The organism is Sphaerotilus sp., assembly GCF_041083715.1.
GTDB lineage: Bacteria > Pseudomonadota > Gammaproteobacteria > Burkholderiales > Burkholderiaceae_C > Sphaerotilus.
Map to the genome: position 1 here is coordinate 1 of NZ_JBFPGY010000208.1, position 2,737 is coordinate 2,737.

Annotated in this window: 2 protein-coding genes; both read right to left on the minus strand. The window is 70.6% G+C overall.

All coding sequences use genetic code 11. The features are described from left to right. Positions 1-1,681: tetratricopeptide repeat protein (locus AB3X43_RS09190; protein ID WP_369429545.1), on the minus strand; the 1,681-nt coding region annotated here is incomplete at its 3' end. Beyond that, the coding region (locus AB3X43_RS09195; protein ID WP_473965098.1) for a polysaccharide deacetylase family protein at positions 1,647-2,737 on the minus strand (1,091 nt) is incomplete at its 5' end. The genes AB3X43_RS09190 and AB3X43_RS09195, both read right to left, overlap by 35 nt.

Here is a 2,737-nt window from a genome sequence, read left to right on the forward strand (position 1 = left end):
CGACGCTGCCGGCCAGCGGTGCCAGTGCGTCATGGGCCATGGCGTGTTCGCCGCGCACGCCGTGCATCCGGGCCAGCCGCATCGCGCGCGGCACGGTGGACCCGTCGCGCTGGATCAGCCGGTGCAGCGCATCGATGGCGGTCGGCAGGTCGCCCATGCGCTCGGCCAGATCGACCTGGGTTTCCAGCAGCCGCCGGTCGGGCTGGCGGCGGTCGCTCTCGACCAGCCACTGCATGCCCGCTTCCGGGCGGCCCAGGCGCTCGGTGATGGCCACGATGCCGAGCGTCTCGTCGAGCGTCAGCTTGCGCAGCGAGCCGATCTGGACCCAGGTCGAGAGCATCACCTCGTCGTCATTGAGGCTCGGTGCCAGCCGCAGCACCGACTGCAGCGCCCGGTCCAGCGTGGCGCGGTCGCCGCCCGGCCCTGCCGCCAGCGTCGCCAGGGCCCGCCAGTGTTCCAGGGCCTCTTCGGGCTTGCCGACCCACTCGCTGACCTGCGCCAGCCGCTCGCGCCAGGCGACGTTGGTCGGCCCCTGCCGGACAGCCGAGGCAGCCACGCGCCAGGCGTCCGTCTGGTTGCGGTTGGCCAGGAAGGTCTGGAAGGCGAGCAGGTAGGCGCCGTCGTCGAACGGCAGTTTGGGGTCGCCAGCCGCCGGTGCGCCAGCGGCCGAGGCCGCCGGACTGGCGGCCTCCGGCTCCGCAGCCTGCGCGGGCGACACCAGCAGATCGACCGTGCGGGCGAGCCAGCGCAAGGGCGCCGCCAGGCGGGCGTCGCGGTCGGGCTGCGGCGTGTTCATCTGGCTCATCTGCAGCAGCCGCTTGGCATAGCCCTGCGCCTCGACCGGGCGGTTGGCCGCCAGCGACAGCCGGGTCAGGTAGTCCAGCAGTACACGGTCGTTGCCGACGATCTCGGCGTTGTCTTCGGCGACAGCGAGCGCCTGGTCGAGCAGGTTGCCGGACTGCAGGATGCGCAGGGCCTCGTGCAGGTGCATCCGCTTGCGCTCCAGCGTCGGGCTGATTTCCAGCGCACGCAGGTGCAGCGTGGCGGCGCCGTTGTAGTCCTGGGCCCAGAGCGCAGTGCGGACCGCTTCCGCGAACCACGGGGCCTGGTCGCCTTCGCTGTCGAAGTGGATCAGGGCTTGGAAACGCTGGGCCAGGCCGAGCTGCTCCAGCGCGGTGGCCTTGCGGGCGAATTCCAGCAGCTGCGGGGTGGTCCAGTCCATGGACAGGCGGGCCTGGAGCGCTTCGATCAGCTGCGCGCGCAGGGCCAGGGCTTCCGGGCTGCCGGGGCGGGCGGCGTTGGCGCGCTGCTCCAGCAGGTTGTAGGTCAGGCGGTACAGGCGCTGGCGCGTGTCCTCGCTGGCGACCGCCTTGCGCAGCATCGGCTCCAGCGTCGCCTCGGTGCGGTCGGTCTGGCCGAGCGAGAAGTGGCGCTCGGCCAGCAGGATGCGCAGCTCGTCGTTGTCCGGCTCGCTCGACAGCAGGTTGGCGAGGTAGCTGACGCTGAGTTCGTCATTGCGCGGCTCGGCCCGCAGGCGGTCGATCAGCTGCTGGCGTGGGTAGAGCATTGCCAGCAGCACGAGCACCATCGCGGCCACCACGAGCAGGCCGCCCGTGGACAGGATGCGTGCGCGCAGTCCCGTCGCGTCAGGGGCAACCAATCGTGAGCGTTTCTGTTCCATCTTTGTCGCTGGCGTAGTGGAAGAGGCCGTCGGTGCCGCCGGTCGGACTCAGACGCCGCCCGTCCAGGCTGATGGCACAGCCGGCAGGGTGGCGGATCGACAGGCGCAGCGGCACATGGCTGTGCAGTTGCAGGCGCGTGCCGGTGGGGGTGCGTTCCATCGAGACGACGCGCGCGTTGGCGTCGACCAGATGGGCGGCGTTGTCGGCGTTCGGGGCGAAGGCCAGCCAGGCCTCGCTGTCGCTCAGGTGGAGGTACTGCTCCTGCTCGCCGGCAGAGAAGCCGGCCAGGCCGCGGCTGCCCTGGATCTGCGGCACGCCCATCGCGCGTGGTGCACGCAGTTCGCGCAAGGGGCCGGCGCCGCGGACCAGGAAGCCGTTGTCGCTGCGGGCGATGACGATCTGCGCGTAGTTCATCGCCTTGCGCACGTAGTCCGTCGGGTAGACCGGGTGCAGCGGCTGTGCCAGCGCCCATCGGTAGACGCGGTGCACCGCTTCCAGCGAGGCGCGCCGCGAGGCCGAGTACGTGTGGTAGTAGATGTCGACCGGCTTCAGGCGGTAGGGCCGCTCGGTGAGCTGGAAGGTCTCGATCACGCGCTCGTAGCCGTAGAGCGGGCCGGTGAAGTGGTTGGTGTAGACGTTCTCGTTCTGGTTGGGCGCGTAGACCTGGAAATACGGGCCCTTCTGGATGCCCAGCGGCGCGACGTTCGTCATCGAGTTCAGTGCGTTGGTGGCGATCGTCTCGCCGCCGTTGATCGCCAGCACGCCGGACTTGGCCAGCGCCGCCAGCGTCTTCTCGTTCGGGTTGGTGTCGCCGCTCCACTGCAGCAGCACCACCGGCTTGCCGGCCGGGGCGAGCCGGGTCTGGATGTAGTCGATCGAGCCCTGGATCTCGCGTTCGGCGTCGAAGCGGTAGCCCGGCAGCTCCAGTGCGTAGCCCTTGCCGAAGGCGCCCTTCTCGACGTCGCTCCAGGTGAAGGGGTGCGAGTAGGTGTGCGAGGCGATCTCGACGTAGGGCAGCGCGAACATGCGCCGCGCGATGCCCTCCATCTCGGCCG